The following is a 24525-nucleotide window of genomic DNA, read 5'->3' as shown; positions in this document are numbered from 1 at the left end:
ATTCCTAGCAAATAAATAAGGCTGAGAACCTATGTCTCAACCTTATTGACCATATAGGAGAAAATTACACAGCTTGAATTACCAGTTCGTCATCAACCACATCGGCCTTAAGCGCTTTAGCATCAAGGTGGTCAAGATAGAAATCTGTCACCTTATCACGAATCTCACCTTCGATCACCCGGCGTAAAGGACGAGCTCCCATAGCTTCATCGTAACCTTCTTCAATCAGGTAAGTTTTGGCCGCTTCGCTTACGTCCAATGTAATATTCTTTTTCGCCAGAGTACGGTTGACTTCATCCAGCATGAGATCAACGATCTCTTTCAAATCATCTTTTGATAGGTGAGAGAACTCAATGACACCATTGAAGCGATTGAGAAATTCTGGACGGAAGAAGGGCGCTAATTTATCACGCAGACTGACTTCTTTACCTTCTTCTTCTGGAACAGCACCAAAGCTATAACCAGCATTGGAGGTCGCAATAATAACAGTATTCTTGAAGTTGACAGTGTTACCTTGACCATCAGTCAGGCGGCCATCATCCAAAACTTGTAGAAGCAGAGTAATAACCTGCGGATCAGCCTTTTCAATTTCATCTAAGAGGATAATGGAATAAGGATTGCGACGGACCCGCTCAGTCAAGGTATTGGAATTATCATCATAGCCCACATAACCAGCCGTTGTCCCTATCAACTTAGAAACGGCTGTACGATCGCTATACTCTGACATATCCAGACGGATAACGGCATCCTTGGTTCCAAACATATCCAGAGCCAGTTGCTTGGCCAACTCCGTCTTACCAACGCCTGTAGGTCCGACAAATAAGAAGCTGCCGATTGGTCGGTTCCCTTCATCAAAGCCTGCACGGTTTCGGCGAATAGCACGGGCCACTGCCTGCACAGCTTCATCCTGACCGATGACCTTACCCTTAAGACGACTGCCCATTTCTTTCAAGCGCTCAATATCAGAAGCACCCATTTGTGAAACAGGAATACCGGTCATACGTTCAACAGCTTGAGCGACATCATTAATACTTGCCACTACTTTTTGACGCTCAGTATGATTGTCCACCTGCTTTTGTAGGTCATCAATCTTAACTTTTTCAGCCAAGGCAGCTTCATAGTCTTCCTTATCTGCTGCTGCTTGTTGACGTTCCTTAGCCTGAGCTATTTCTTCTTCCAGAGTCTTAAGGTCCGTCACGGGATGTTTGGCAGCCAAATGAGCAGCAGTCACATCGACCAGGTCAATAGCCTTATCAGGAAGAGAACGCTGCGGCATGTACTGGATAGAATAATCTACTGCTGCTTTCAAGACACTGTCTGGCAACTCTACATTGTGATGTTCCTCATAGAGCGGCTTGATGCCTTTAAGGATTTCCAGCGTATCGTCAGCTGAGGGTGCATTGACCTTGACTTCATTAAAACGACGAGCAAGGGCAGCATTCTTTAGAATGGTGTTTCGATATTCATCCTGTGTACTGGCACCAATAAGAGTCAGCTCTCCACGTGAAAGCGCAGGTTTGATAATATCGGCCAAGCCTTTAGAACCTTGCCCATCACCTGTACTACCTGCACCAAGAATTTGATGAATTTCATCAAAGAACAAGATGATATTACCTGCTTCTTTGACCTCATTCATAAGATTTTGGATATTTTCTTCAAAAGCACCACGATACTGTGTACCAGCCTCTAAGCCAGAAATATCGATGGAGATGATTTCCTTATTTTTGATCGCTGCTGGAACATCACCAGCCACAATGGCTTGGGCTAAGCCTTCAACAACTGCCGTCTTACCAACACCAGCATCTCCTACTAAGACAGGATTATTCTTAGTCCTGCGTGCAAGAATTTCAGCGGTATCTTGGATTTCTTGGTTGCGTCCTATAACAGGATCCAACTGACCATCACGCGCTTCCTGAGTTAAATTACGCCCTAGCTTTGCCAAAATACCATCCTTTTTCACATGACCTGAAGGCCTTTCCGAAGAGACTTCTTCCTGATTTGGTAAATGACCGTTCTGACGATAATAAGCAAACTCCTCAGGGCTCACTTCACGGCCATTAATACGGTAACGTCTAGTTTCACTATTAAAACCGCCCATGCTTCCCATTAATTGATTGAAAATATCATCCATACTATTAAAGTTATTAAAATTGTTGTTCATCTGTCTTCCTCTTTTCTGCTAGGTTTGATTTGACCAAGTCTGACCAATTCAATAAAAATTTAGAGCCTACTCGGCCTTTGATTTTTGACCAATACTGACTAATTAAGTGAAAATAAAAACCTTCCTTCTCTCTCATCTCTGGCAATGGAGAATAATCACCAGATTTAACAGGGTTCCTTTATCCCTGTGACTATAGTATACACCTTTGGTCAGTAAAGGTCAATACTTTTATCTGACTTTTACTGACCTTTTTATCCCTTCTCTAAATAAAGAAGAAAGATACTGATCTTAACCGCTAGCAAGCTTAAAAATGTTATCCATACCTCTATCCTTTTATGTCTTAATAATGTCTAAAATTTACAATTCTTTATCATTTTAGAATTTTTAAAGAAATCGGTTTCAAAAAATGCTAGAATAACCTAAAAATTATTTTAAAGTGAGGATATTTTTATGGAAAATCAAAAACGCTTCAAACTGCATAAAGTCAAAAAACACTGGGTGACTATCGCGGTAACCGCAACAGCTGCTACAGCACTTTTTGCAGCTGGCAGTCAAGCCAGTGCTGACCAAGTGACACCAGCTCCTCGAGAACAGGCAGCTGCTCAGCAAAACACACCAGCCAATCAGGCTGGGGACCCAAAAGCAGAACAAGTACCTGTTGAGCAGGAAGAAACATCAGCTGCTCAACAAAAGCCAGCCCAAGGCACACCCGAGGTCGCCCCTGGCCAAGATGGATCAGGCGGTGATCAAGGTCAAACTGAAGAAGCTAAGCCTGCTGCTGAACAAAATGCCCAAGCTGTCGAGAATCAAGAGGGACAAGCTGCCAATCAAGCGGCTGATAAAAATAACCAAGCAGCCCAAGAGCCAAAAGCACCAGCTAACAAGCAGGCAGTTCAACCAGAAATACCGGCTCAGCCTGCTGATTTAACCATCCAAGCACCCAACAATAGCCAAGCGGCTAACTCATTTAACGAAGAAAACGGTCAGTGGTACTTCCTCGATGCCAACAAACAAAAGGTGACTGGCTGGCAGACCATCGATGGCAAAAAGTTTTACTTCAACCAAAATGGCATCCAAGTTAGGGGAAATATTGCTGAGAACAATGGCAAAATCTATTATCTTGATAAGGACAACGGACAAGTCATTACTAACAAAGTTGGGATTACCCCTGATTCTAAAGCCTATTACTTTGCTGAAGACGGCAGTCGACTAGAAGTCACTGGTTTACATGAAGCTAATGGAAAAACCTATTATTTCAACGATGATTTCAGCATTGCCGATAGCAAGGGCTTCTCTGGCTGGCAGACTGCCGATAACAAACAAGTTTATTTCAATAAGGGCTACCAAGTAAAAGATGGCTTTGCGGACATTGACGGGAAGACTTACTATTTTGATGAAAACGGTTATGTAAACCGCACAGGTGGACTCAGAAAAATTCAGAGTTCCCGTTACTACTTCGATAGCCAAGACGGTACACTCTTTAAGAAGCAATTTGTCCCTCACATTGATGAAGACTCAGGACAACTCGTTTACTACTATGCTGACGAAAACGGACGATTAGTTTATGGTTATCAGACGATTGACGGTCTGAATTACTACTTTAAACAAGACGGCCGTCAGCTCAAAGGAATCGGTTATGATAAGTATGGAAAAGCTATCGTCACAGATAAAGATACAGGTATTATCCTAGAAGGAGAAGCAGCCAAAACAGCTCAGTACCGTGACCAAGTCAGCAGAACCTTCACCAAAGGCCAGTCTGACATTATCTATTATGATGAAAATGGCAACACTGTCAGCAACCGTTTTGTCTATGATAGAGACTATCCAACTAACATCAAGCGAAGTGCCCATCAAACAGGCTGGCTCTATATTGGAGAAGACGGCAAAGCCGTCAAAGGCGATCAGCTTATCGACGGAGTGCTTTATCACTTTGATAAAAAGTACGGCGGACAATATAAAAATACCGTCTATCACCAGCAAGAACAAGGGTTAGACGGCAGTACTGCCGGCTACTACTATCTTGACAGCAATGGTCGTCCTCTAAAAAATACCTTTATTCAAGTGAATACCGAAGACTATCAGGGCTATTACTATGCTAACGAAGACGGACAGCTGGCTGAAGGCTGGAAAACCATTGATGGTAAAACCTACTACTTCGCTAAACCAGAAGACACAACATACTACTATGATCATCGGACTAGATTTGGACAGATTAAGGGACAAATGCTGATCATCGATGGCGCCAAATATTACTTTGATTCAAATACTGGTGAGCTGGTTAAAAATCAAACAGTAACCATTGATAAAAACAATAATCCTTCAGAGCCTCTGGGATATCCGAAGATAGAAACAGTAACTGTTGATGGAAAAGATTACACCCTAGGACAGGATGGTAAAGCCCAGGAAACCTATGGTTTTATTACTAAGGAAGATGGTAAAACTTACTATCAACTAGAGGATGGCAGCTATGTCAAGGGCTTGACCGTTATCGATCATAAAAATTATTATTTCGATAAAGAAACAGGGGAAATGGTTAAAAATAAAATGATTTTGGACGAAGACCACGCTCTCTACGGTTTCCAGGGTAGTCGCTACTACAGCACCTATTACTTTGGTAAAGATGGCTATGGGGTTAAAGGTTTCCAAACTATCGATGGCAAACGCTATTACTTTGGAGATGGCGGTCAATCCGTTTCCAGCAATTATCCACGCCCTGTCACTGTAGAAGATGATCTTTACTATATCAAAAATGACCAAGTGGTCACAGACACTTTGGTGCAGTATGGTCTCGCATCATTTGGCTATAATCCATCTTATAATAATCAGGTGGGCTACTTTGGTGCTGATGGTAAACTGCAACAAGGCTGGTATGAAAAAGATGGCAAAACCTACTATACCGTAGAACCTGAAAATGCAGACATCTATCAGCCGTCATACACACGCGCCAACGGAGTTCACGGCGTTGATCAGGATGTTTATGGTTTTGATAAAGACAGCGGAGAACTCAAGCCAAGCGGTTGGTATCAAGCATACCCAGATAGAAATGAGTGGCGCTATCTAGATGCCAATGGAAAAGTCCTGACCGGCTGGCAGGTAATTGATGGCAAAACCTACTACTTCAGTCTTGGGCATATTGATAAGGGGGTCGGTGACGAATATAAGCGCCTGCAATTTACAGAAAGCACTGGTATCCAAGTCAAGGGAGAATTGGTCGACATTGATGGCAATCAGTACTACTTCGACCCTGATTCTGGTGAACTTTGGGTCAATCGCACACTGGACTACGAGGGACATACCTATCAGCTTGACGATAAAGGGAAGGCTACTTTAATTCATTAAACCTCGCCAAAAAGGGAAACTCTTTTGAGTTTCCCTTTTTATTATATACTCACTATAAACAATACTGTTCAATAGCACGGCTGACAAAATCAGCAGTTCCTGCTCCGCCAGCCTGATCAATGGTTTGACTGAAACGATTATCAGTCGCATACATCTTCCCAAGTCCGGCTAAAATTTCTGGGCTACAAGGGTAGAAATGCTCTGAGATATAATCCTGCAGAATCTTGACTTGGGCTTGAACCTTATCATCAGCGACATCCAAATCTCTCAGGCGTCCAAACTCAGCCATGATAGCCAACATCTCATCAGTCACTTGTGCAAAAGCTTCCTTATCCGTCTTGGCCTCAAAAATTTGATAAGCCTGAGTATCACCCCAACGCTCCTTGGCTTCAGTCTCAAGGGCTTGCAGCTGAGACTTATCATAAGCGGTAAATGTCATCGTATCTCCTCCTTCTTGCAGACGACGAGCATGAGCTAAAACGCCTTCCAAATGTGCCTTCTTGGCCTCCAAAAGGGCTATCTGCTTGGTCAAAGCTACCTTGCGGTCATAACTCGGACTGTCCACAATCTTCTTAATGGTTTTGAGGGGAAATTCCAGCTCCCGAAACAGCAAGATTTCCTGAAGGCGCTCTATTGCCTCATGATCATAATAGCGATAGCTATTCTCAGCCACCTGACTGGGTTTGAGCAGATCGATTTCATCATAATAATGCAGCGTGCGCACACTGACACCCGACAGCTGACTCATCTCCTTAACGGTCTTCATAGGAACCTCCTCTCTACTGAGGATACTAAGCTCTTACACTCCCAGAACCTTAGTAAGCCTGACAAAAGTAATCAAACACTTAGAAAGACTTAGCTATGTTCACAGAAGTGTAGGCTCTGTTCACCTCAACTATGAGTATAGACCATGACGCAGCGTAAGGGTCAAGGGGGAAGAAGGAAAAATCCCAAAAAAAATTTGGAGATTAGATTTAGTAATGATCTCGTAGTGAAATGAAAGTGACTCCATCATCTTCAATTAGATAGACAAGACGATTTTCAGCATCAATTCGTCTTGACCATGCTCCTTGATAGTCGTGCCTTAAGGGTTCAGGCTTACCGATTCCTTCAAAAGGAGAACGTTGAACATCTTTTAAAATCCTATTAATGCGCTTGAGTGTCTTTTTATCCTGATTCTGCCAATAACAGTAATCCCTCCACGCAGAATCTGTAAATTTCATAGGCATAACTAATCCTCAATCTCATGAACTTCAACCTGACCCGCTCTTGCTTGAGCAAGCCCTTCAATAATCTTATCCGAAAGATATTTATTTTGTGAAATTCGAAGGGTCTCCTGAATACTATCCCACTCACTTTTTGAAAGAACAACGATATCTTCATCAGGATTTTTATTAACAACTATAAGCGGTTCAAATTCATTATTGACCTTTTTCATATAGTCTTTGAGATTATTACGAAAAGTTGAATAAACGACTGCTTCCATGATAAAACCTCACTAATTCCTAATATTTAACCACAGTATAAAATAAAAGAAAAAACTTGTCAATAAATTGTACAAGTTTTCATATATAAATCCTTATCTGGAATAATATTAATTACAATTACATAAGTTCTTATCATTCTCAAAATAAAAGCTTGCAAAATCTACAAAAACCTTTAAAAACTAAGTTTAATAAACTGAATCACCATCATTGATGAGGCAACTTGATCTCTCACCACAAATAGCTTGTACTAAATCCCAAATAAGCCATACACTTCACAATATGGACATAGATTGAGTCAGACATCTAAATAAATTTCTACAAGATAAAATTTAATTTAGCAAAGCCTCTGCCAAGATTTTATCAAATCTCCGAATATCAACATCTTTTTTTAAATTAATTTTAATATGTCCTGCACGTGTCCATAGTTCAACTTCTGAGTTAAAATCCAATAAACCTGCATTCTCTGTAGACCACATATTTATGGATGAATATGGTAAAGAGTAAATTTCAACCTTTTTACCAGTTAAACCTTGAGCATCACGAACAATTAAACGTTTGTTTGTAAAAATTGCAACATCCCTGATTGTTTTGTAAGCAGCATAAGGTACTTCATCAGTTACAAGGGACGACGAAACATCTTCTGGAATCTGACATTCTGAAACAAAAGTCCACTCAAGTAAATTATTAATTAATTCCATTATATTCTCCTAAGACTTAATATTTACTATATCAGTATAACTTTTTATACTTAACTATTTACTAATTAATCAGAAAACCATCTTAATCATTGGAATTTCTCACCGGCACCCGCCCCCAGTTTTGTTCCTGAATATTGAGATCGCCTAGTTGATAGACTCTGTCGGCTTGCTGGGTCATGGCATCCCACGGTTTGGCACCAATACGAGCGGTCATTTTCACAGATTCTTTCACGGACTTGAGATGTTGCTGACCTTTCTGCGTGAAGCCCAAGACATGGATTTCTTCTGGTAAGGCTGTTTCTTTAGCATTGACCAAAATATAGGTCAGAATACGTCGCACACGCGCCTTAGTGTAGCGTTTGGTCGCCACCTTATCCACCAAATCATCAAAGTTAACCGCCGTCTTAACAGCCTCTTTGATTCGGCTAGCCAGCTCCTCATTGACCTGAAAAATAGCAGTCAGATCAAGATTTGTCAGGATTTGATACTTGAGTAGAGGAAAATAATTCGCCCAATTGACCTTCGTTGCCTGCTCTAAGAGCTGAGGAGCAGGCATAGTTTTCCCTAAAAACTCTCGATCATTCAAATGTTTACGAATAGCAGTGGCTGAGGCAATTTGCTCTCGCTTGCTTTCGGAATGATAGCCTGCTCCAATGCGCGAAATAGGCGCTAGTTTGATACCGTAGGCTGCGCAAGCCTTGGCATAAGCTAGACCCAGAATATGATTAGGAGTATTTCCAGAAAAATCTACACCTGCAAACTTTTCCCACATTTTCTGAGTCTTCTGGGGATAAGACAGACTGTCAGGTAACTGGGAAAGAAAGGTCTCCATCTCAGTCCCCCTCGCTGCATAAGTATCTGAAATAGCTTGGTAATCCAAAGCTTCCTCAGTTCCAAAGACCAACTGATCAATGCCCAATCGTGCCAATATATCCACAGCCCCCCGAGCAAAATAATCAGCTGACTGAACCGACACCAAAAACGGCAACTCAATCACTAAGTCAGCACCGCTTTCTAAAGCCATCTGGGTCCGTGTCCATTTATCAATAAGGGCAGGCTCCCCCCGCTGGACAAAATTACCAGACACAGCAATGATCTTGATACCTTCTGCCTGATCCAACAGATACTTGTGCCCATTGTGAAAGGGATTGAATTCAGCGATAATGCCTGTTGAGGTCATGAGGTTTCCTCCATTTTAGCCTAAAAGCCAGCTATCTAAAAAACAATAAGATGATAAATCAGTTATCAAGATAATAGCTGATAAAAAAATCATTCCTGTTATGCCACATCTGATAGGTTGCCTATATCTTTTATAAAAAGCATTAAATTTATCAATAAAAACATGATGTTTGTTGCACATAACAGCTAAAATCAGCAAGAAGAGCGGACTTTGGCTGATGAGTACCCAGAGAAAATTGTAAAGCAGTGATAAGAAAGTATCATTTACTTGACCGGACAAGGCTAGCACAGCTAAAAAAGTTGGATCCACGATGGCTGTATAAATCATGAAGACCGCTGCTGCATAGATTCCCTTACTGCTCTTTGGGCTATTTTGACGGTCCAGATCTTTTACTGCCAGCAGGCGTTTGACTCCCCAAGCTATTAAGACAGCAATAAGCACCAAATAAATCCAAACCCATACTCTATCAGGAAGTTGACTAAGGGCTTGCGCTAGATTCGATATCTCATTACCCAATATGAGTGATAAAATGAAACCCAGCAAAGCCGTTCCAAACAGGACTAAACCACCAAAAAGATAGATTTTTTTAAGTGATAAACCCACTGCCTGCATGGTCATCAGCAATATCATACCAACAGGATCAATGCCCGCTAACGCCAAGCCTATGACAAAAGCCAAATCCTTCATAACTGTTCCTTCCTACTTCTCACACACAAAGAACCATCTTTTGCTTGTTTCTGTCGGCTCTTTATCTTCAAAGTCAGCATAGACCTTGACTGTTTTAAAACCAGCTTGTTCCAATAAGATGTCGTAGGTCAAGAGCTCATAGGTGCGCTCTTCGTGAACTTCATCGTAGCGAGTAAATCGACCATCCTCATCCTGAATAAAAAAGGTTAACTCATGTACGATGGAGTGAGGCGCCTCGTCCTCATAACTATCCCAAACCATGGCAAACTCTTCCGCATTTTCATGATAGGAATAGCCCGGAAAGGCCTCATCAATCTGGTAAGTTGAGTGAACATCAAAGATAAAGATCCCACCGTCATTGAGGTGATTGTAAACCTCCTGAAAAGTGTCACCTACCTCTACTTCATCTTGTAAATAGCAGAGCGAATCCGAGTAACAGGTCACAAAATCGAATGTCCCAAGACCAGAGAGATCCAGCATATTCCCCTGCTGGAAATCGATCCTTTGCTTAGCAGATGTCGCCCGCTTTTTAGCAAGATCCAGCATCTCCTGACTGAGGTCAAAGCCTGTCACTTCAAAGCCAGCCTGCGCAAAACGAACCGACTGAATCCCTGTCCCACAAGCCAACTCTAGCAGCTTTTTCCTGCCCTTTGGAAAATGGCGCAGCGAAAAGTCCGTCCATTGATCATAAAGTGAATCGTCCATGATACTGTCATAGACGGAAGCAAATTTTTCGTAATTTTTTTCCATAGTCTTTTTCTTTTTTTGATATTGTCCTTAAGCAGTACGGACGTATGCGAACCTTTGGTTCCATTACTAAACTTCAAGTCAAAGTCTTGAAGTTTCCGCCGTCCTATAACCATGAACGGTTATAGGACTCTTACTGCGGCGGACAATATCTTAACAGGCGACCTACGGTCGCTAATACTTTCCATTCAGTTGTTCAAAAACCTTGCCCGGCGGCAAGGTTCTCGTTTACGCTAAGTATTCTGATACATCCACCATTGGTGCTTCGTGCCAGAGTTTTTCCAAATTGTAGTGCTCACGTGCCTCTCCAGTAAAGATATGAACGACCACGTCGTTGAGATCAAGGAGAACCCAGCCGGTTTTGTTATCACCTTCAATGTGGCTAGCATCAGCACCAGCTTCCTTGACCTTTTCACGGATATTATCCGAAATAGCTTCCAGCTGACGGCTATTCATAGCACTCATAATCACAAAATAATCGGTCAAGCTGGTCAAACCCGCCAAGTCCAAAGCCACAATATCCTCAGCCCGCTTTTCATCTGCGGCCTCTACAACAATTTTTAACAATTCATCTTTAGTCATTAATTTTTATTTCCTTTAATCAAATAGTCTCTCCAGAGGCAAAACCTGCGCAAAACGATTATGCCATAGCTTTTCGTAGTAAGGAACAAGAAGATCAGCTGAAATCAAGCCATCATCTATCTTTGTCGTACCACTTTTAGGTACAAAAACTTCATACCCCAACTCAAAGGCCACCTTAATTGTCGTATCGATACAGTAATCAGTTGCCATTCCTACAATGATTAATCGCTCCACACCTTTGCTCTCTAAATAAGCTCGCAAACCCGTCTCTTTAAAAGCCGAATTATAGGCTTTATCAATAACCAATTCATTTGCTTGAGGCGCTACTGAATCATGTATCTTCCACTCCCTGCTGCCCATTGGCAAGTCATCATCATGATGGCGGACATAAATTACCTCAATCTGACGTGTACGTGCTTGTTTTATGGTTTGCGCCACAGTTTCCAAGAAAAGCGACACCTGATAAGGCTGCTCCGCCATTAATCCATTCTGCACATCTACAACCAATAAAGCTGTCACCATCTAGGTCTCCTTCAAATAATTGACATAAGCATTGTAGGTCTCAATGGTCTGTGGATAGATGGGGACAGCTTGGTGAGCCAAATGCTCAATGGTATGGGCTGTTTCATAGGCAACAGCCTTATCCAAAGATACTTGGGCCAGTTGACGCGCTTCTTCAACGCCTGGAAAATGACGATTGTCTTCGATATAGTCAGCTACATAGACAATCTTAGCTAAGACACTCATATCCTTGCTTCCTGTCGTATGATCTTCAATAGCAGCTAGGATTTCAGAATCTGTTATCTCTAGATCTTCCTGAATCTTATAAATACCGACCTTGCCATGCCAAATATTATTGCCCCAGTTTTTCAAGTCTGGATCCAGACCATGCTTGTCAATCAGAGCCAGAAACTCCTCATCAGAGAGTTCCTTGGCATAGTCATGCAGAAGCCCTGCTAAGCCTGCTTTTTCAGGATCATAAGCATTTTGCCCAGCTAATGTCATAGCTGATTTTTCCACACCTAGACAATGTTGAAAACGCTTCTGACTGAGTCTTGATGCCATCAGAGACAGAAGTCTGTCTCGATCATAGCCAAAACCAATATAATCTTGATACATCAGCGATAGAGCCCCGCTTTCTTGATATAGGCTAAGACTGACTGAGGCACCATAAAGTTGGGGGTATGGCCAGTCTTAATCAAGTCACGCACACTCGTTGAGGAAATATCCATTAGAGGCACATCAACCCAGATAACCGGATAAGACGTTCCAACCTTATACTTAGGACGCTGCACCCCAACAAACTGCACCAGCTCAACCAACTCGTCAATGCGGTGCCACTTAGGAAGATATTCCACCATATCCGCCCCGATGATAAAGTAATAATCCGTATCAGGATTCTTCTCCGTCAAATACTTCATCGTATCATAGGTGTAGCTAATGCCTTGGCGTTCCAGCTCAATCGTCTCGATATCCAAACCTTCGATACCATTGATAGCCAACATGAGCATATTGAGACGATGTTTTTCATCAATCGTCTCTTTCTTATCAACATGAGGAGGGGTGAATTCCGGCATGAGAAGGACCTCGTCCAAACACAGCTGCTGACGGACCTGATCAGCGACCAACAGATGAGCATTATGAACAGGGTTAAAATTACCACCGAGAATACCAACCTGTTTGCGACCAGTTTCTTCGACCTTTTCCTCCAGCTCTACCTTGGTAAAGGGAGTGACTAAATCCAGAGCCATAGCATCCTCCTCCTAGCTTTAATGACCTTCATTATAGCACAAATAAGGGTAAAGAAAAAGTTGGAACCAAGGTCTATACGGAGACCTCCTCCACTGATTTTATCCTCCCCAAAAATTCAAAAACAGCAAAAAATTTTTCTTTAATGTTATCTCCTTTCTATCACACCAACCGACTTTTTTAATTGCCCATTATTAATTTTTTTGATAATTTTTATAAGTAAAGGAGATCACATATGAAAGAAAAAGAAACCCTAACAACCTTGCAAACATCTCAGCAAGAAACAGAAGAGATAATAGCTGATGAACAGCTGCCACCTCTCACAGCCAAGGAAAAGCTCATCACCTTAACACCAGTGCAGATCCAAGGCTTTAAATTAGCTGCCATGGTCAGCCTGCCTTTAGCCTATCTTTTAGTCTTAGGTTTTTTAGACCACATTGGTCACTTCCAGTCTCCCTACTTCCTCTATAGCACACTAGGGATACTGGTTCTCTTTGAATACCTCTGCCATATCATGGGAAAGACCTACGCTAGTTTAAAGGAAAAAGGCACTCGGATTGATTCCCTCATCCTAATAATCTTGATCATCTTACAAGCACTATCCCTAAGCCGATTAGCTGGCTTCTCCCATTCTGCTTTACCAAATGAATTTGGCTTCTTCCAACTTGTAGCACTGCAAGTCAGTATGGCTCTCTACATCAGTGCACGCACTGGCTGGCTTTCCCAAGGACGCATTGGTATCCTGATCGGACATGTCTGGCGCCAGTCCAGTTTCATCTTCCCCTTGAAAAATATCAGCTTGCAGCTACAGACACTGGCCCTCCAGTCAAAAAAAGATGAAGACCTCGAACACGCTGACTCTGAAACAGAGCCTAAGAATTGGCTCTTAGTTTTAGGAAGTCTGCTGGTTGCCTGCCTACTGGTAGGATTTGTATGGAGCCAGCTCAATACCGTATCCACTCGCTTTGCCCAAACGACCTACGCCATTCGAATCTCTCTGGAAAATATGATCCAGCATATTCCTATGTCCGAACAAGCTTGGATCTATGTCATACTCACTATACCAACCAGTCTGTGGTTATTTGGTCAAATAGCAGGCAGCTTCCTAAGTGATTCCTCTCAAAAAATCAGTTACCAAGATTTTGAAAAGGAAGTCAAAGCCTACCGCATTTTTCCCAACTACACAGCCTATATTATTATCGTAAGTCTTTGCCTGATATACACGCTTTTCTTCAGTGTGGCTCTCAGTGAGCTAGGGAGCCTCCTCTCCGATCAAAATATAGCACCCTATCAAGCATCAACAACTGCAGTTTCAGGATTTTGGCAGCTCGTTCGTGTAGCCCTAGTCAATTTTGCAGTCCTTGTTGCCTTTTACTTCCTGACAAAAAATCCCCTGCAAAACAGATCTACGGATCGGATACTTATCAGCCTTCTCTTTATCTTTTCAAGCCTCTTCGCCCTACTAGCTGCTTGGAAACTCTTTGGAATCTACATTGCCAGTTATGGTTTGACAGAGCTGCGCTTGCTATCTGGATGGTTCATTCTCGTTCTTTTAGTCTGGTGCCTCCTAATTCTCATCCGCCTGCACAAACCTATCCAAGCCATTCGCATTGGTTTTATCTATGCACTGACTAGCTTCACTCTAGCGAGCCTCATCTACACCTTTTTCCTATGATTTTAAAAACACATAACTAAAACCGCCTGCTTTGTCTAAAGCAGGCGGTTTTAATCTATCAGAGTTCTAAGAGTTTTTGCGAAATTTTGCGATTCTCTTTTCTAGCTGATTTTTTATACAGGGTCAAGATACGACCAGTCTTAGCCACAGGATCCGCACCAATTTCTACTTCCAAGATTTCTGCCACTTCATGGATATTCTCATCAGTATTTTGAAGCAGCTTAACCTTGATCAATTCACGCGCATCTAAAGCATTGCGGACGCTAGTTTTAATCTGATCATTGAGCCCGTTCTTACCGATTTGTACGATCGGTTTCATGGCATGCGCTTGACTATTGAGATAAGCCCTTTGTTTGGATGTCAACATGTTAGATTCCTCATCTTTTCTTTTTTAAATTAGCGCCTTGCGGACAACAACCCCAACCCCTTCGGGTGCCCAAGCCACAGCTGACACCGGATTTTCAGCTGTCGCCTTAATCCGGATCCAACCCAGACCCGAATAGACGATATCCATCTTATCCTTGATGGTAAACTCATGAGCGACTAGCCTTGGAAAATCTGTCACATCCTTGGCCTGCGGCGGTGTCAACAAACCACCCTTATGCTTGTCATAAAAGGCTGTTGCCCCATCGAGTTTGGTACGATGAATCTTGAGATTATTATCAAAGTATGCCGTAATGCCTTGTCTATCTCCCCGGGCAAAATCAAAGCGAGCTAGACCTCCCAAAAAAAGCGTCTGTTCAGCATTAAGCTGGTAAGTTTTAGGCTTGATTTCCTTTTTAGGACTGACATACTTGAGATCCTTGGCACTCAAATAGTGCGCCATCTGGTGACGATGGATAATCCCCGGTGTATCAAAGATATAGCTGCCATCATCCAGCGGAATCTCGATTTTATCAAGTGTCGTTCCAGGAAAGCGTGAGGTTGTAATCACATCCTTATCCCCAGTGATCTCTCTGATGATCGCATTGATCAGGGTTGACTTACCAACATTGGTCACACCCACCACGTAAACATCACGACCAGCACGAAGCTCTTCAATGCGTTCGATCAATTCCTTGATAGCCTGATGGTTTTGAGCACTGGTCAGCAGGACATCTACTGGACGCAAGCCTTCCTCATGAGCACGCTCACGCAGCCACTGGGTGACCTTGCCATCCTTCACAGATTTAGGCAAGATATCCTTTTTGTTACCGACCAAAAGCACATCATTGCCGGAGACGAAACGACTAAGACCTGGAATGACAGAGCCATTAAAATCAAAGATGTCAACCACATTGACCACTAGTGCCTGACTGTCTCCCACTTCATGAAGAAGCTTTAAAAACTCATCATCCGTGATGTTGACATCAACAATATCATTGTAGTGACGCAGCCGAAAACAGCGCTGACAATAGAGCTCACCGCTCTCTTCAGCCTTAGCAATACTGGATTGGGGGGTGTAGCCTACGGCTTCCTTATCCTCAGTCTGAATTTTAGCACCGCAGCCGATACAAAATAACTCTTCCATTAAATTTCCTTTTTGTAAGTAATCTCACCGTATTTAGCAGCGATCTTGCGCATCACACGACGCTCTCTTGCCCGGTTGAACTTTGTATTCCATGCATCCGACTCGACCAAAGGCTTAACCAAGATAGAGCGGATACCTGCACGATGACTAGCCCTAATATCGGTCATGAGCTGATCACCAACCAAGACAACCTCACTTCGATCAAAACCATAGCGTTTAATAGCCATATTAATCCCACGCGTAAAAGGTTTCATCGCACGGCTGACAAAATCAACATGAAAGGGCTCAACCGCTCGTTGGACACGCTCAGCCTTATTATTAGATACCACTACCACAGGAATATCAGCTTCTGTCATCGCATCTAACCATTCCCTAAGCTCAGGCGTGCCATCGGGGTTGTTCCAAGCAATCAGGGTATTATCCAAATCCACCAAAACAGCCCCAATCCCATGCTTGCGCAAACTCTCAGGCTTCAAATCATAAACAGCTTCCACCGCAAAGGTGGGTAGATAATCTTCAATACTCACAACTTTCTCCAAAATATGATAGTTCTCCTCATTATAGCATATTTTCAACCAAGATAGAGGGACAAAAAGAAGACAACCACAGCAAAAAATCCCTTCGAGATGAGTCAGCAGACACCATACACAAAAGGATTAAATTCTTATTTATAATAATGGAAAATAGGTGACGGTTACTCTTGAAACTTGACGCTAACCTTTGCCTTCTCGTCAATCGATGTCATTAGTTGCTTGTAATAAGCTTTGGCAGAATCCTTGACGAGATTCTGATAGTTCTTCAAGTATTCCTTCTGCTCCTTATTAGAAAGGCTATCTGCTACAATTTTTCCAGTATCAACATCCTCGGTTGAATAACTCAGTAAACCGCCAGACTTATCATATAATTGATACGGGTGATTCTTATCAAGTTCAAACCCAATAACATCAAATTTAGGGAGGGTAACCTCATAGCGATGTCCCTTCTTTTCATCTATCTGAACCGGCTGCTTGATACCAAATTTAGCCTTATAGTTGAGAATAATAATAGCTTCCTTCTCAGAAAATGGAATATCCCAATCTGTAAAAAGGACCTTAGTCGTTTCCTTCGATGTGACTATTTTTTGAATACCAACATCTAAAAAGACGGTTTGCTGAACCTTTTCAATGGAGGTAATTGCGGAAAAATCTTTTTGCTGCTCTTGTTTATTGTCGGTACTTTTCTGGAAAGAAGCAACCCAGGTAGAACAAACAATTAAAGTAATTGCACCCAGCAACAGCCAAGTAGGTATTTTTAACAAAAGCAACTTTTTTAACATTTTTGGTAATTGGATTAAGTATTTTCTCAACATATTATTTTTCCTTTAATGTAACACCTAACGCAAATAGTCCTAACATCACTATAACAGTACCAATCACTGGATTAAGAAAAAAGAGAGCAATTCCTAAAATTATCATCACAATGGATAAAATAGTCTTTTTCATCATACATAGCCTATCTTTCTAGTTTAACAATGACCGGATCAACATATACAGAAAATGATGGTGCAATTTCCAATTCCAAATTGCCATTCCCATTGACACCAAAATATTGAGTAGCTCCTTGATAAGAACGTCCTGATGAAATAGTTTCAAACGTATTATTATTTGGATAACTTTCCATCTTTTCATCACCAGAATAGAGTTCTAATTCACTACCAATAACATAGTCTTCACCTGACAAATTATTAATATCATAGGTAACCTTCAAAACTTTCTCTGGTTGATTATCTGCAAACTCATTCCTTTCATCCGTCCATTCTACGGCTGTAATAGTCACTTCTAATTTATCTTTAAAAGTGATTTTATCACCAACTTTATAAGTAGCTTTTTTACCCGAGTCAGAGTTTTGAATCTTACTTGCATCATTTTCTTTATTCTCTTTTTTCACTACAGATGTTGATGTTGTTGTTGAAACCGTTTGAAATGACTCAGTAATAGAATGAAGCATTGAATTGGCATAGATAGTCTGTGTAACCAAAACAATTAGAAATGCAAGAGTGGCAATGCCAATCGAAATTAATGAAAGCCAATTCTTATTCCTCCAATTCATAATCAAAGCGATTATTCCGAGTATTAAAGCAATAATTGCAACTAACGCCGATATGTTATTTACATAGGGAATCCATGAGGTCAGCAATGCTACTGCTCCAAATACTAAAGCAATAATTGCTATAACTTTTCTCTCTTCACTTTTAATTGGTTTCATCTCATCAGCCCTTTCATTAATTTTACAAAATAATTATATATATATATATAATGTCAACATCGTAACAACTATGTTTCAGTGAGATTTAAGAATACTCAAAAAGCCAGAATCTACTTCTGGCTCTTCTTATTTTTAGACTGACGATAGGTACGTTTAAAATCTTTTTTAGCCCCTTTAACAAGTTTGGCTAAAGAATCTCCACTCCTAGCGTATCCCCCTGTTTTATTGTAAAAACTGCGCTCAAAGTCAGGATTTTTTCGCTCCTTCCAAAAGCGTGCCAGGCGAATCTTCCCCAACTGATTGGGATTTTTATAGGGTTTAGCTATTTTCTTTCGAAAGGCTGGATCATGTACCCCGATAGGCAAAACGTCCAAGCGAACATGGCGCCAGGGCGTATTGCCATAGTTAAAACTAGCTCCATTGATAATACCATTATCCCTGACTTCCTCAGCATCCACCTCATTTAAAAAACGTCCCTTACTATCCAGGATAAACTCCGTCCTTGTCCCAAGCAGCACCTTAAAGTTATAGGACTCTTCCTGATCTGGAAAATGAAACAAACCAGCCTCAACTCTCCTTTTATTATGGAGACGAGCATTATCATAGATTCGGGGAGCTAGATGATTGGCACTCAGATAAGCAATCAAAGCATCCTGATCACTCATATGATCTTGCCGATAATGCCGGCGCACATACTGAGCCTGCTGGGAGGAGATGACATAGCGCAGTTGATGGAGACGACGGTTAAAGACCGTTTTTTCCCTAAAGTCAGCTGTCTTCATCACCCGACGTACCAATCTAGCCAGATTCTTCCAAAAGGGATCGTGGGGCGCTAAGTCCCCATCAAACTGAGCTACTAGACGCTGATTTTCTGCCAGTTCACCCGAAAGATCATCTGGCATGCCGATATGTTCGAGCAGGGCTGATAAAACCTCTTCTGGCGCCTTTGTTTGAATAGCTGTTTTCCACTGTAGCCGATGGGCTGTTGAACCTATGGTATACATACTCTCTCCCTTGAGTTTTTTCTTATTATAACGAGAAAATGATCGAGACGCAAAGACCCTGTTTACGCAAATTATGACGTGATCAGTCCTGTCATATCAGCCATATTCAAGCAGTTTTTAACACTACTATTATAAGGTACCGCCACCATCATAGCCAGGAGTAGATATATAACTGTGAACAACTGTATCTCCTCCTGTGACTAACTTCCCTAAGTTGGTGGTCTCTGTCGTAATGGTTGTTTTAATTTGGTCAGAAAATTGCCCCTTTATACTGGTATCTAGTTGTGAACTGATACTAGCAGCACTTGAGGAAATATCCGCTATAGCACTATCAAAGCGCTCATCATTGTCACTCTTTAGCTTCTTTTGCTTTTGCTTTTTTCTTAAGGCAGCAGCTCGGACAATACCCTTTTCATATTCTTTTTCAGCAGCATCTAAATCTCCATGAGCGACACTGCCAGCGACATTGCCCATATTAGTCCGCCCGACACCGGTAACCATTTCTACCCCAGCGTCCCAAGTATCTTTTAACCATCCCATTACAGTTTCTTTCCTTTCTCTCGTGATTCATAATCCGCCTGCCTCCTCTCGGCATAAGCCTGATTGAGCTTCTCATCTGCCTCGCGATAGGCTTTTCGATAGACCTGATCAAGATGATCTCTCTTATCCGCTAGATCTTGAAAGATCTGTGAAAAGCTATTTTCAACCTCCAATGTGACCCTTTCAACCGTATCCATAAAAGGGGAGTAATCGTCAATTTCCATTAGTCGAAAATCAGCCATCGCCTCTTGTACCTTAATATCTGTGAAATGACGGAATTGGCTTAACCTTTCATAATAGACATTCTCTTCTTCCTCGATCTCTTTTTTAAGATCACGGTAATCATCTTCTAGCTCTTCGATCTGCAGTTCATATTTGCGCACCTTTGCCTGTGCTACATCCCAGCGGTCCATGCACTAATCTCCTCTCCTAAGCCAGTATCCTCAGCCACCAAGGCTTGCAAGCCCGTCTCGATATTTCCGCTCAGATCTGACAGTTTGGTCAGGATTTTACCAACAGACTTCTGACGTCCCTCAAAATGCTCCTTGGGCTTAGTCACCATAGACTGGTAGGTCACGCCTTCTTCTTCATAGATTGCCTTGATCTCGTCCATACTCAGCTTATTGACTGAGGCAGGACGCTTCTTAGTCGTATTATAAAGGTCTTCAAATTCTTTAACAGCAGTATCTTTAACCCCCTCCAGTACAGTCTCACCATTTTGAGCCACCATGGCTAGACTGGCTGCCGCAGCGCTAGCTTCCAGATAGTCCAGAAAAATAGTTTCATGACCTGTCAGACCGCCTTTAGATAGGGCAGTCTTTTGTGCTGTAAAGGTCGTCTTCATAAACTCCTTCATGCCAGCTTCTGCCAAGACACCCACGCTGACCTGATTGCCATTTTTATCAACCAGATTTCCATCTTTATCAAATTGCCACTGAGTGACAGCATGGTCATCCATCATCCCACTATCTTGTCGAGCGACATAGATGGCGGTATCCGTCTCGTTACCCGTGATATTGCCGATAGCATCATTAGGATTGCGGTAGTTGCGAAACTGCTCCGGGTGTTTTTGCATATAAGCCACTTGCTTCTCACTGATCAGGTTGTGAATATCAGGACCGTTGAAACCGACATTGTTGTAATCTTGTTCCAAGGCGACATACATGGCTACGGATTCTCCCAAGGAGTGTCCAGTCGTCGTAATCTCTGCTTTTGGATATTTTTTTGCGACTTCCTCAGCAAAGTCTTTACCCGTAGCAAATTGTGACTCGGTAACTTTTTTCGGTGTATACTCAGAACCAGGCGATGACATGATTAAATAATCCGACCCTAGCCCTAAAGACTCTGCATCCGTCATGAGATCATCGAGATCTCCACTATTCGTTCCTGCGTAGGCAATCACCACTTGGCTGGTATCAGGATTACCGTTTTCGTCTATAGGCGCCACCGCCATAGCCTGCATACCGTTGTCAGTGTTGTCTTCGGTTGCTAGGACTTGAAAAGATTGATCATTTGACTTAAAAGTATAACCTTGTCTAATCGTATAATTTTCTTTACCTTCCTCAACAGCGTATACTCTAGTAGAAATATCATTATAATTCTTTTCTGTTATCATATTATTCTCCTAAATAAACAATTTCAATTGTATCTATGCTAGCCTCACCATCTTTATTATCTTTCTCTTTCAACTTAAAAGTTTTGGGATTCCATCCTGGTGAATAATGACTTACATCTGATACATCATTTCCTAAAGATAGAGACAAATAGTTAGTATCATTAATTTTCAAATTAACAAAAAGTGTCCCTGCCAACTTATTTTCACTAACTTCATCAAACTCGACCTTTTTAACTCCTTCATAAGTATCTGCGATATATTGGACTATCCGCTCTTGCTCTTGTTTTGTTAATTTTTCACCTTTTTTTCCAAACATACTACACCCTCCTAAAACTAATATTATACCAACAGCGCTCAGCGCTAATAACTTTTTCCATGTTTTCATGAACACCTCCGTTTATCTTATAGTTAAACTAGCTAATCCTAACTAGCTTAGGATATAAGATAAATCACTTTATCCTAAATAATAATGACTCGTTTAGTATCGACAGTACTCAGTACTCATGCTATTTCTCATTTTGATGATTTTTCCTATGAGTCATTTTAACGTAAAACAACAAAGTCGCCATTAGCAAAAAGATTATGATAGATGTAATAATTGTAAAATAATGCCAATCACTTAGCCTCATTTCGTGACCAGCTTCATCAGTTATCGTCTTCAATGGATACTCTGAAATGGCAAAAATTAGATAAAAAACTGATGTCAGACTAGATAAATAACCAATAATAATCGTACGTTTTTTATCTCCTGCTGCCAGGATAATACTAAGAAAAGGAAATCCAAAAAGTAATAAAGGAAACCCAAAAGTGAAAAGGCTAATAAATATAACTATTGAACCATTCCAAGAATATAAAGCTATAAAACAGATAAAATATGACATCATAAATAGTAAAGTCAATAAGGACTCATCGTCAATCAATTTTTTCCATAACTTCATAATAGCAATCTCCTTAAAAGTATCATAAATAGATGTTATTTATTATAGCAAAAAAAGCCATTCCTATGAATGGAACAGCCCTACTCAACTACCCTTATACTTATTTTTTTATTCCTACAAATTTAAGCATCAGCGCCCATAATAAGTGAACAGGAAAGCACTCACTTTTAAGATAAATCAGCAATTTCAATGCTGTGCTCACTGGGTTCCTTAAGATCTATAGTTATTTCCCCATCAGCTATTTTATCAAGTTTTTTATATAACTGGGGTGCTTTTGTTTTGTCAGCACTAATATCATAACGCCCTAGATCTGCTCCTGTTGGGAAAATATAACCACCTTTTGATAAATCTTGCAGACCAATACTGTTAAAATGAATATTCACATAAAATGGATAAGTCATTTCGTTTGGTATCTTACTAAAAGACATTTGAAGATAAAGCCCACCATTACCAGTACTGTCATCTATATAACCAAGTTCCGACAAACTAATTCGCGAGATTTCACCAAGTTCATCTGCAGCTTTACCATTCGCTTTATTAATTTCTGCCATCAGATTTGCTTTTAAGCTAGCTTCATGGATTTGCAACCACTGCTCAACTAGTGGTTTTTTCTGATCAAGTTCTGCCTGCCTTGCCTTCCGATCAGCTTCTTCCTTTGCCTCTTCTTCTTTGGCTTGCTTCTCTTCCTCATCTATTTTCCACTGCCAATCTTTACTATCAGTACGCTCAGCTGTCACCACCCACTTAGTCATATCTTGTCCCTTATCCTTATAGGGATTAGGCCATTTGAAAGTAAAAGGAGGAATTGATGCATCTGGGAAATTAATCTCGCTATCAATGGTATAGGATTTTTTCTGATTAGCATAAGCCTTAAATTTTATATGATAATTACCACCGACGTCCCCTCCATTATCGTAATAACCTTCTGCAGTTGAATTTTCCAAAGTAATAGAGGTTAAATGCTGATGGCTCGGATCTAAGAGATCAAGAATTTGTTTTTTAATATCATCCTCGTGCTCTTCCAAAAATTTTTGATCATTTGATTTTTCAGTCTTTGTCATCTTACTAGGAGACTGAAGGGACGAAAATTTTGTAAATGATATTCCTATAATAATTAATAAAATTAAAAACCAAAACACTACCATTAGAAACTTAATATTTGATAAACGATCAAAATGCTTCATAATGAATTCTCCTATATCCTAGCCATAAAGAATTTTTTCAATTAACGGTCAGGCTGAAAAGCCTGCTCACCCTCTTTGGCAAAACCAGATCCCTTCTTTTTATTTTCTAATTTCCAGCCAAGCATCCAAGCTAAAACTAACAAATAGTTTTCCACAGCACCTATTAAATTAATGTAGCGAGAGGGAACTGCAATAAAGCTCAACAAATGATTACTACCAATCCCCAGTCCTCCGACAATCAAAGCTAATAAAATAGCCTTCAAATAAAATTCATCATACTTAATGAGAACAGCCATCAATATCATAACAACCGCCAAATCCCAAAAAGCTATCTCACGTTGCCAACCATGAGAAATACCATAAGCCGACTGTCTCCCCATAAAATCTGGAAAAAATAATTGCAACAAGCTAGCAGAGACCATAGCTATAATAACAACGATAAAGGTAACTTTTAAAAATTTATTCATCTAACTACCTCCAATATAGTAAGGACGTACCGTTTCTTTAAGACAATCACAATCCTCCTCAGACAATAGTGGTAATTGATTGATCTTTAAAAAATAAGCAATGTAATCAATTTTTTTACAAACCACTGAAAAATCCCTACCCACAATAAGAGGATCCAACCAAACATCAATTAAAAGTAAAAAAACACTAGCTGTCTCTAAAGGATAAGGACAAGCAAATTCTCCCTGTCGGTTTCCCTGTTCGATAATAGTCCCAACATAAGTCGATAGATTTTGTAGAGTATTTCTAAGAGTAAAGAGCAGACCAAAAGGGATTTTCTCCGCCCAATCAATATGAGATAAATCTTGAAGAGTTTGCTTCCGACTAAAAAACTCTAACAACTCTCTCAAACGCTGCTGAGCAGATCGTTCTTGGTCATCACTCAGTTCTTCAAAAAATTGAGTGACTTTAGCAACTTCTTCTGACATAGCTTGCTCCAAAATGGCTTCTTTACTAGCAAATTGATGATATACTCCACCTTTTGATAAGCCAGTTCTTTTAACAATATCAGACATAGTCGCCGCTTGATAGCCTTTTTCAATAAACAAATTCATCGCAGCAGCAATAATTTTTTCCTTAGTCTGCAAAGACTTTTCTTTTTGCTTCATTGCAATCACTTCCAACCCAAAAAACAGACCGATAGTCTGTTTTTATTATAGTAACTGAATAGCTTCTTGT

The 24525-nt window shown here is 40.9% G+C and carries 28 protein-coding genes and 1 pseudogene; 2 read left to right on the top strand and 27 right to left on the bottom strand.

Annotated features, from left to right (window positions below; all coding sequences use genetic code 11):
* Positions 1-64 precede the first annotated feature (64 nt).
* On the bottom strand, positions 65-2161 hold the full coding sequence (locus AC4HAI_RS00330; RefSeq protein WP_491109976.1) for an ATP-dependent Clp protease ATP-binding subunit: 2097 nt from the start codon (positions 2159-2161) through the stop codon (positions 65-67).
* 450 nt (positions 2162-2611) lie between these two features.
* On the opposite strand from AC4HAI_RS00330, the gene AC4HAI_RS00325 reads away from it, so the two are divergent.
* Positions 2612-5500 carry a KxYKxGKxW signal peptide domain-containing protein gene (locus tag AC4HAI_RS00325; protein WP_491109975.1) on the top strand — a complete coding sequence of 963 codons (2889 nt, stop codon included), beginning with the start codon at positions 2612-2614 and terminating at the stop codon, positions 5498-5500.
* Positions 5501-5552: 52 nt separating this feature from the next.
* Here the strand turns inward: AC4HAI_RS00325 and AC4HAI_RS00320 are convergent, their stop codons facing one another.
* The 11 genes and pseudogenes from AC4HAI_RS00320 to AC4HAI_RS00270 all read right to left on the bottom strand — a co-directional run bounded on the left by AC4HAI_RS00320 (position 5553) and on the right by AC4HAI_RS00270 (position 12632).
* A complete protein-coding gene (locus AC4HAI_RS00320; protein WP_491109973.1) occupies positions 5553-6266 on the bottom strand; it encodes a MerR family transcriptional regulator in 714 nt (237 codons plus the stop codon).
* 208 nt (positions 6267-6474) lie between these two features.
* Positions 6475-6729, bottom strand: coding sequence for a Txe/YoeB family addiction module toxin (locus AC4HAI_RS00315; protein ID WP_165329226.1), 255 nt, complete (start codon positions 6727-6729; stop codon positions 6475-6477).
* 2 nt (positions 6730-6731) lie between these two features.
* Positions 6732-6986, bottom strand: a complete 255-nt coding sequence (locus tag AC4HAI_RS00310; RefSeq protein ID WP_165329227.1) for a type II toxin-antitoxin system Phd/YefM family antitoxin — start codon at positions 6984-6986, stop codon at positions 6732-6734.
* Positions 6987-7316: 330 nt separating this feature from the next.
* Positions 7317-7685 (bottom strand): PH domain-containing protein, encoded by a 369-nt coding sequence (locus AC4HAI_RS00305; RefSeq protein ID WP_491109972.1) that lies wholly within the window; start codon positions 7683-7685, stop codon positions 7317-7319.
* 82 nt (positions 7686-7767) lie between these two features.
* Positions 7768-8865, bottom strand: coding sequence for a nucleotidyltransferase (locus tag AC4HAI_RS00300; RefSeq protein ID WP_491109971.1), 1098 nt, complete (start codon positions 8863-8865; stop codon positions 7768-7770).
* Between the two features lie 420 nt (positions 8866-9285).
* Positions 9286-9495 (bottom strand): annotated as a pseudogene (locus AC4HAI_RS00295) (hypothetical protein); the annotation flags it as partial.
* Positions 9496-9564: 69 nt separating this feature from the next.
* A complete protein-coding gene (locus AC4HAI_RS00290) occupies positions 9565-10302 on the bottom strand; it encodes a class I SAM-dependent DNA methyltransferase (RefSeq protein WP_491109970.1) in 738 nt (245 codons plus the stop codon).
* A gap of 225 nt (positions 10303-10527) precedes the next feature.
* A complete protein-coding gene (gene rsfS, locus AC4HAI_RS00285; protein ID WP_491109969.1) occupies positions 10528-10881 on the bottom strand; it encodes a ribosome silencing factor in 354 nt (117 codons plus the stop codon).
* Positions 10882-10896: 15 nt separating this feature from the next.
* Entirely contained in the window at positions 10897-11403 is a 507-nt protein-coding gene (locus tag AC4HAI_RS00280) for a cysteine hydrolase family protein (protein ID WP_447462332.1), read from the bottom strand.
* A complete protein-coding gene (yqeK, locus tag AC4HAI_RS00275) occupies positions 11404-12000 on the bottom strand; it encodes a bis(5'-nucleosyl)-tetraphosphatase (symmetrical) YqeK (RefSeq protein WP_491109968.1) in 597 nt (198 codons plus the stop codon).
* Positions 12000-12632: a nicotinate-nucleotide adenylyltransferase gene (locus AC4HAI_RS00270; RefSeq protein ID WP_491109967.1), complete on the bottom strand. Its 633-nt coding sequence runs from the start codon at positions 12630-12632 to the stop codon at positions 12000-12002. Before AC4HAI_RS00270 ends, yqeK begins: the two co-directional genes overlap by 1 nt.
* A gap of 233 nt (positions 12633-12865) precedes the next feature.
* On the opposite strand from AC4HAI_RS00270, the gene AC4HAI_RS00265 reads away from it, so the two are divergent.
* The gene (locus AC4HAI_RS00265) at positions 12866-14305 is read left to right on the top strand and encodes a DUF4153 domain-containing protein (protein WP_491109966.1); all 1440 of its coding nucleotides are present in this window, start codon (positions 12866-12868) and stop codon (positions 14303-14305) included.
* Between the two features lie 58 nt (positions 14306-14363).
* On the opposite strand, the gene yhbY is transcribed toward AC4HAI_RS00265, so the two are convergent.
* The 15 genes from yhbY to AC4HAI_RS00190 all read right to left on the bottom strand — a co-directional run bounded on the left by yhbY (position 14364) and on the right by AC4HAI_RS00190 (position 24455).
* Complete coding sequence (gene yhbY, locus AC4HAI_RS00260; RefSeq protein WP_491109965.1) at positions 14364-14672, bottom strand: ribosome assembly RNA-binding protein YhbY; 309 nt, start codon at positions 14670-14672, stop codon at positions 14364-14366.
* 24 nt (positions 14673-14696) lie between these two features.
* Positions 14697-15815 (bottom strand): ribosome biogenesis GTPase YqeH, encoded by a 1119-nt coding sequence (gene yqeH / locus AC4HAI_RS00255; protein ID WP_491109963.1) that lies wholly within the window; start codon positions 15813-15815, stop codon positions 14697-14699.
* The gene (locus tag AC4HAI_RS00250; protein ID WP_491079136.1) at positions 15815-16342 is read right to left on the bottom strand and encodes a YqeG family HAD IIIA-type phosphatase; all 528 of its coding nucleotides are present in this window, start codon (positions 16340-16342) and stop codon (positions 15815-15817) included. The genes yqeH and AC4HAI_RS00250 overlap by 1 nt, the downstream gene beginning before the upstream one ends.
* Positions 16343-16509: 167 nt before the next feature.
* Entirely contained in the window at positions 16510-17163 is a 654-nt protein-coding gene (locus AC4HAI_RS00245) for a DUF4230 domain-containing protein (protein WP_491109961.1), read from the bottom strand.
* A 1-nt stretch (position 17164) separates the two neighbouring features.
* Entirely contained in the window at positions 17165-17299 is a 135-nt protein-coding gene (locus AC4HAI_RS00240; RefSeq protein WP_491109960.1) for a hypothetical protein, read from the bottom strand.
* Positions 17300-17306: 7 nt separating this feature from the next.
* Positions 17307-18059: an immunity protein gene (locus AC4HAI_RS00235; RefSeq protein WP_491109958.1), complete on the bottom strand. Its 753-nt coding sequence runs from the start codon at positions 18057-18059 to the stop codon at positions 17307-17309.
* 110 nt (positions 18060-18169) lie between these two features.
* Entirely contained in the window at positions 18170-19063 is an 894-nt protein-coding gene (locus AC4HAI_RS00230) for a DUF3114 domain-containing protein (protein WP_491109956.1), read from the bottom strand.
* Positions 19064-19192: 129 nt separating this feature from the next.
* Entirely contained in the window at positions 19193-19603 is a 411-nt protein-coding gene (locus AC4HAI_RS00225) for a hypothetical protein (RefSeq protein WP_491109955.1), read from the bottom strand.
* A complete protein-coding gene (locus AC4HAI_RS00220) occupies positions 19603-20016 on the bottom strand; it encodes a hypothetical protein (RefSeq protein WP_491109954.1) in 414 nt (137 codons plus the stop codon). The genes AC4HAI_RS00225 and AC4HAI_RS00220 overlap by 1 nt, the downstream gene beginning before the upstream one ends.
* Complete coding sequence (locus AC4HAI_RS00215) at positions 19998-21218, bottom strand: alpha/beta hydrolase family protein (RefSeq protein ID WP_491109952.1); 1221 nt, start codon at positions 21216-21218, stop codon at positions 19998-20000. Before AC4HAI_RS00215 ends, AC4HAI_RS00220 begins: the two co-directional genes overlap by 19 nt.
* Position 21219: 1 nt before the next feature.
* Entirely contained in the window at positions 21220-21603 is a 384-nt protein-coding gene (locus AC4HAI_RS00210) for a hypothetical protein (RefSeq protein ID WP_491109951.1), read from the bottom strand.
* Between the two features lie 121 nt (positions 21604-21724).
* On the bottom strand, positions 21725-22156 hold the full coding sequence (locus tag AC4HAI_RS00205; RefSeq protein ID WP_491109949.1) for a hypothetical protein: 432 nt from the start codon (positions 22154-22156) through the stop codon (positions 21725-21727).
* A 167-nt stretch (positions 22157-22323) separates the two neighbouring features.
* Positions 22324-23340, bottom strand: a complete 1017-nt coding sequence (locus AC4HAI_RS00200; protein ID WP_491109948.1) for a hypothetical protein — start codon at positions 23338-23340, stop codon at positions 22324-22326.
* 41 nt (positions 23341-23381) lie between these two features.
* Positions 23382-23807, bottom strand: a complete 426-nt coding sequence (locus AC4HAI_RS00195; protein WP_491109946.1) for a hypothetical protein — start codon at positions 23805-23807, stop codon at positions 23382-23384.
* Positions 23808-24455, bottom strand: coding sequence for a TetR/AcrR family transcriptional regulator (locus AC4HAI_RS00190; protein WP_491109945.1), 648 nt, complete (start codon positions 24453-24455; stop codon positions 23808-23810).
* Positions 24456-24525: the final 70 nt, after the last annotated feature.

The organism is Streptococcus sp. ALY_208 (genome assembly GCF_058314295.1).
Note: the sequence above shows the minus strand (reverse complement) of the source record. Positions and strands in the feature narration are given on the sequence as shown.